The organism is Clostridium sp. (assembly GCF_016650095.1).
In the GTDB taxonomy this organism is placed as follows: domain Bacteria; phylum Bacillota; class Clostridia; order Clostridiales; family Clostridiaceae; genus Clostridium_AD.
The window spans coordinates 21048-27713 of sequence record NZ_JAENWL010000006.1 but is presented as its reverse complement, the minus strand read 5'-3'; the positions used below and the strand labels follow the sequence as shown (position 1 = coordinate 27713).

The window sequence follows — 6666 nt, the reverse complement described above, 5'->3', positions numbered from 1 at the left end:
TACTAATGAAATAATGGTTTTGAAAAATGGGTGCCCTTGGCTACAACAGTTACTTAAAATAGATATAAATAGTGAGGTATTGTTTGTTATTTCTCCAGATGATAATAATGTAGAGTATAAGATACAGACTGTAAAGAAAAACGTTGGCACTTTTGAAGCAAGAAAAGATATATTAGAATCGATAAGAGGAAAATCAGATGAAGAAATAAATTCTATAATTAAAATAGATGATGCAATATTTTGTCACAAAGCAGGCTTTATAGCTTCAACTAAAAGTATAGAGAGTGCTTTAAAAATAGCAAATTTATCACTTTAAAATTTATATAAAAAATAGTATAGTAGATATCAAAAGAATATTATTGTTATAAATATAAGTAATATAAAATTAAAAAAGGGAGGAACCAAATTATGAAATTTTGTTGGAGTACGTTAATGGTTATAAATTTAGAGGAATCTATAAAGTTTTACAAGGAGATAGTTGGTCTTAATGTGAGTAGAAGATTTAATGCAGGGCCAGCAGTAGAAATTGCATTCTTAGGAGATGGAGAAACAAAGATTGAATTGATATGTAATGAAGCTGTTAAAGAAGTAAGATTAGGAGAGGATATATCGCTTGGATTTGAAGTGAACTCATTAGATGAAATGATGGCTTTAGTTAAGGAAAAAGGTATAGATATTAATAGTGGACCATTTCAACCCAATCCGCATACCAAGTTTTTCTACGTATTAGATCCAAATGGATTAAAAATTCAGTTTGTAGAGAATATTTAATAGAATATAAAGTAGAATATATAAAATATAAAAAAGTGGGTGATTAGAATTAAAGAACTTTTTAAAGCTTATAAAAGGAATACATCATTTTTAATTATACTGATTATATCAATATGTATCTCTATAACTATTGGTGCTATTTCTATGTTTTTTATATCTTTTTACACACAAAACATATGGGTATCACGACTTTCATGTGCTTTGGTTTTTAGTATATTTCCTTTCATTTGGTGTTCTATTTTTAACATAATATATTCAAAACAATTTGAGAATAAACTTTTAACATTTTTGAAAATATCTATTTTTTCCTATTTTCCTATTTTTGTATTAGGGTTTATAATATCTTTATTTGTAAGCAGTAAGTAAATAATATATTTAATTAAATTAAAAAGAGATGCCATTTATAATGGTACCTATAGGAAGGATACTTGAAAAAAGTGTTTTGACTATGGGTACTATTTTTGTATAATTTATATATAAGAAAATGAGAGATAGGTAGACTACATATTTTAACAACTATAGGCATCAATGGAACTGTTTTAGATTCTATTTATCTTAATTGTAAATTTATAAGATGGATTAGTAACTATGTTAGTATTGAGTTGTAATAGAAACAACAATGCATTTACAATGTTGATACAATAGTATAAAATTATATGAACGTTGTTAAGTATAAGAATGAGAAAAGTTATTATAATATTAGTAGAATGGAGTGATTTAAAATGATATATGGAAATATAGATGGGGTTAAAAATTCAATTTTAAATAAACTAGAAAATGCTTGTGAAATAAGAGTATCTAAAGATTGTATTTTGTCTGAAGAATTGGTAGATATACTAGTCGAGGTAACGCAAGATTTGGATAGAGAGATAAGTGCGGCAATTGATAGAAAAGGTAAAATAATTAGTATGGCAATTGGTGACAGTAGTACAGTAGAATTGCCTATAATTGATATAAGAGAAGGGCGATTATCTGGGGTTAAAATTATACACACTCATCCAAATGGAAATTCTAGATTATCTGCGTTAGATATGTCAGCTTTAATTAAATTAAAGTTAGATTGTATAGTGGCTATTGGAATAGCAGAAAAGGAAAACTTGAGGTATAACATAGGCTTTTGTGGAATAGAAAATGGTATTTTAATAGAAGAAGAAGTAGGACCAATAAATATAAATGACGTAATAGATTATGATATTGTAGATAAAATTAAGCACATCGAAAAACTAATGAAAACAAATGAAATTATTGAAGATGATGTTGAACGTGCTATTTTAGTAGGGATAGAAAGTGAAGAAGATTTGATAGAACTAAGGGAACTCGCAAAGGCTTGTAATGTAGAAACTATAGACACAATACTGCAAAATAGACATAGAATAGATCCAGCTTTATATATAGGGAGTGGTAAAGCAGAAGAAATAGCGGTTATTAGGCAAGCACTAAGGGCAAATATAGTTATTTTTGATGATGAATTATCTGGTTCTCAAGTTAGAAATCTGGAGGAAGTGCTTGGTTGTAAAGTTATAGATAGAACTACACTAATACTAGAGATATTTGCACGAAGAGCAAGAACTAGGGAAGCGAAAATTCAAGTTGAGCTTGCACAATTAAAATATAGATTACCACGTTTAACTGGACTTGGAACTATGTTATCAAGAACCGGTGCGGGGATTGGAACAAGAGGCCCAGGAGAAAAGAAGTTAGAGATAGATAAAAGGCGCATAAGAGAAGGTATTTTTGATTTAAATAAAGAATTAGAAAAAATCAGAACTACGAGAAATGTACAAAGAGAAAAGAGAAATCGCGAAAGTATATCAAAAGTGTCATTAGTTGGGTACACCAATTCTGGAAAATCAACACTTAGAAATGCATTATGTGATATAGCCGCAATAAAAAGTGTGGTGCAAAAGGAAAAAGTGTTTGAAGCGGATATGCTTTTTGCAACATTAGACGTAACAACAAGAGCATTACTATTACCTGATAATAGAGTAGCAGCAGTAACGGATACCGTAGGATTTATAAGAAAACTTCCTCATGACTTAGTGGAGGCTTTTAAATCAACTCTTGAAGAAGTGGTATATTCAGATTTATTGCTTCATGTGGTAGATGTGTCATCTGGTACTGCAGAGTTACAAATAGAAGCTGTAGATGGAGTTTTAACGGAACTTGGGGCAATTGATAAGCCGATGATACTGTTATTAAATAAAGTCGATAAAGCCTCACCAGAAAATATCTTGAAAATTAGAGAAAAATATAAAAACTTAAAATGCATGGAAATATCAGCTAAATATGGTACGAATTTGGAAGAATTATTGAAAGAAGCTTGCGAAGAACTTCCATATACCCTTAAGAATTTTAAAGTGCTTATTCCATACACGGATCAAGCCATGGTGGCATATCTGCATAGAGGTTCAAAAGTTGATTCAGAAGAATACAATGAAGAGGGAACACTTATGTCAGTACAAGGGGATGACGAAATTTATAATAAGTGTCAAAAATATATTCTAGTCTAGACAAAATTATTATTATTCCATATAAAAATCATTATTATTCTATAAAAAAATCATTAAAAGTGTAATAAAGTCTGTGGTTAGCTTATATAATTAAATAAGGCATAGTCAAGGAAATAGTCAAGAATACTGACTTGTAATTTTCTTGAATATGCCTAAAAAATCTATAGCAATTATCATAGGATTTAGGAGTAGATATGGGAGAGGAAAAATCAAATTCAGATAAGAAAAAGAGGCATGTTAAAAAGACACAAAAATATAATCCTAAGACCCAAAATGAGACACAGAATGAAGGTAACCCTGTTAAGCAGTCAAGTGCGGATACTTCAACCACAACTAAGAAAATTGATGTTGCAACATTGGCAGATGAGGCTGTAAATATAAATGTTTTAAGATATGAAGTAGATAGACTACCATTAGATTTTAAAGCAAGAGCTTATTTTGAAAATGATGTAAGACCATTAATAGACACTTTGTATACTTTATCTCTTGCGTCTTTAGATTATTCAACTTCTGCAAAAAATGTGGCAAGTATAAATTTTGGACGTAGTTCAAAAATAAAAGATGCTTTAGAATTAACTGATGAAATTAACGGAATTTCTGATGATTTAATCAAAGTATTAAAATGTAAAGTTGATAACATGCTGAAACTATCAAAGTATGATTGTAAATGTAAATGATTTTTTATTATGATAAAAGGAACAGGTTTATTTAAATTAAACTTGATTCTTTTTATTTTTTTAGAAACTTATATATTTATGTTTTAGGATGATGATTAATATAAGGCATGTTCAAAAAAATCACAAGTCAGTGTGCTACTTTATTTTCATACATATGCCTAATCGAAACTGGTTAAAATAAATAGGATATTTAATTTGGAGGTAATGCCATTGGTAAAAAAATGTACTAAATGCAATAGCTTAGGCAAAAAAATGCAATTGTGAAAATTATTGTGTTATAATGAAGGATAAAGGAATAATATAAGAACTTTTTTAAAAAGATACTGTTAATATAGAGGTAGTGACAATAAAAACTTGGGGGGTAAAGTTAATGACAAAAACTATTTTAAAATATCAAAGAGCATTTAATAGCGTAGTAGATAGAATAAAGATTGATGAAGGCGTTTTATCAGTAATGGTTTTCGGAAGTATGGTTACCGGTGATTTGTGGAAAGAATCAGATATTGATCTTTTCGTAATTGTAAAGGAGGATTTTGAAAAAATTAGGGACATATATACAGAAGAGAAGGATGTACCTGTTCATATTAAACTCATGGGTAAGAATAAATTTCTACAAATTTATTCTGATAATCTAAAGGGTGGATACATGCATAGAATTTTCTCATCTTCAAGGTTAGTATTTTCAAAAGATATGGATATAACAGTAAAGTATGATGGTGGCAGATTTTATCCTGATGTTGATAGAGAACGTTGGGGCATGTGTTATTTAGGAAAGCTGTTAAAAGATATGGGAGTATGTAAAAAATATTTATCGAGCAATGGGATTTATACGTCTTATAGTGCTGCAATAAGTTGTATAGAGAAGTATTCAAGACTATTTATTAATTCATCTGGATATATGATTAGCAAGGATGTTATGGCTATGGCACTTAATTTAAATGAGGAGTTTAAACTTTGCGTAGATAAATTATTTTTTGGAAAATCAGAAATAGAAGAGACTATTAAAGAAACTATGGAATTTTTAGAACAAAGAATTAATGCAAGTATTAGGAGCAATTGTGCCTTGCTTTTAAACTATATGAGAGAAAAAGATAAGTTCTTAAGTGCTGAGCAAATTATGGAGGAGGATTTGTTTAAGGATTTTGATATAGATATGGAGGAATTGCTCAATAAACTTTGGGAAAAAGATATTATTAAAAAGGAGACAAGAGATTTTAAGATTGATAAGGATAAAATCTTGTTTAAACAAAATGTTTACTTCGTTTAATATTTCAGAAATAAGTAGGTGGAGATATGCAAAAATATGAAATTAAATTTAGTTCCGAAGTTCCAAAGTACATAGAAATATCAAAGCATATAAAAAAAATGATTGATGAAAATAGCATTGAAGATGGTGAAAAATTACCCTCTATAAGGAAATTATCAAAAACATTGATGGTCAATGAGGTTACAATAGTTAGCGCCTATAAGAAGCTTGAAGCTGAGGGGTATGCATATCAAAAAATGGGTAGTGGAACTTATGCTAAAAGAAGAGATATAAACATAAAGTTTAAAAAGGAATATTCTAACACCTTAAAGAAAATCTCTGGGAAAGACATAAAAGAATATGTGGATTTTACTGGTGAAATCACCAGTAGTGAATTTTTCCCTGTAACAGTCTTTAAAGATGTATTAAATGAGGTATTAGATAGAGATGGCGCGGAGGCTTTTGCTTATAAGGAGTCCTTAGGATACGCGGGACTTAGAAATAGTATAAGTAGCTTTTTTTGGGACAATAAGGTAGATGCTGATGATATATTGATTGTTTCAGGTGCACAACAGGGTATTGATATCGTATCAAAATCTATAATAAATGTTCATGATAATGTTGTTGTAGAAAAGCCCACCTATGGTGGTGCACTAACGGTTTTTAAATGGAGAAGGGCTAATATATTTGAAGTTGATATTTTAAAGGATGGTATAAATTTATATCAATTTGAAGAGATACTAAAAAAGAATAGAATAAAATGCTTTTATGCCATGAGTTATTTTCAAAATCCCACGGGAGCAACTTATAGTTTGGAGAAAAAGCTGAAAATATTAGAACTTGCAGAGTTATATGATTTTTATGTTGTTGAAGACGATTATTTATCTGAGCTAATATATGACCAAAAGCAATATAAGAGTTTTAAGAGCTTAGATATAAATGACAGGGTTATTTATATAAAGAGTTTTTCAAAGATATTTCTTCCAGGCATAAGGCTAGGATATATGATATCCCCACAGAAATATAAAGAGCATATTGAGAATTCAAAAATTAATACAGATATATCTACTTCAAGTCTTATGCAGCGCGCTTTAGATTTATATATAAATAAAGATCTTTGGAAAGAGCACATAGGCCATCTCAATATGGCATACAAAGACAAATATGAATTTATGAAGAATTGTATAGAAAAACATTTAGACAATAAGGTTAGTTATTATACTCCTGAAGGTGGAATTCATTTTTATTTTAAGATAAATCCTAAACTTAAAATTAATTCCATGGAATTGTTTTATAAGTGTAAGAGTATGAAAGTTCTAATTACACCAGGGATTCTATTTTATAAAAATGCTGAAGAAGGCAATAATTATTTTAGATTGAATTTTTCCGAAATAAGGAAAATTCAAATAGAAGAAGGCATTAAAATTATCTCAGATATATTAGATGGAAAATAAAAATATGG

Annotated in this window: 6 protein-coding genes; all 6 read left to right on the top strand. The window is 29.0% G+C overall.

Annotated elements, in window-relative coordinates:
• Positions 1-316: MYG1 family protein (locus tag JJE11_RS01135; RefSeq protein ID WP_291632408.1), on the top strand; the 316-nt coding region annotated here is incomplete at its 5' end.
• Positions 317-408: 92 nt separating this feature from the next.
• Positions 409-771: a VOC family protein gene (locus tag JJE11_RS01130; protein ID WP_291632407.1), complete on the top strand. Its 363-nt coding sequence runs from the start codon at positions 409-411 to the stop codon at positions 769-771.
• 722 nt (positions 772-1493) lie between these two features.
• Positions 1494-3281, top strand: coding sequence for a GTPase HflX (gene hflX / locus JJE11_RS01125; RefSeq protein ID WP_291632406.1), 1788 nt, complete (start codon positions 1494-1496; stop codon positions 3279-3281).
• A 194-nt stretch (positions 3282-3475) separates the two neighbouring features.
• Positions 3476-3958, top strand: coding sequence for a hypothetical protein (locus JJE11_RS01120; RefSeq protein ID WP_291632405.1), 483 nt, complete (start codon positions 3476-3478; stop codon positions 3956-3958).
• Between the two features lie 370 nt (positions 3959-4328).
• A complete protein-coding gene (locus tag JJE11_RS01115; protein ID WP_291632404.1) occupies positions 4329-5225 on the top strand; it encodes a nucleotidyltransferase domain-containing protein in 897 nt (298 codons plus the stop codon).
• Positions 5226-5251: 26 nt separating this feature from the next.
• Positions 5252-6658, top strand: a complete 1407-nt coding sequence (locus tag JJE11_RS01110) for a PLP-dependent aminotransferase family protein (protein ID WP_291632403.1) — start codon at positions 5252-5254, stop codon at positions 6656-6658.
• The last annotated feature ends 8 nt before the right edge of the window (positions 6659-6666 follow it).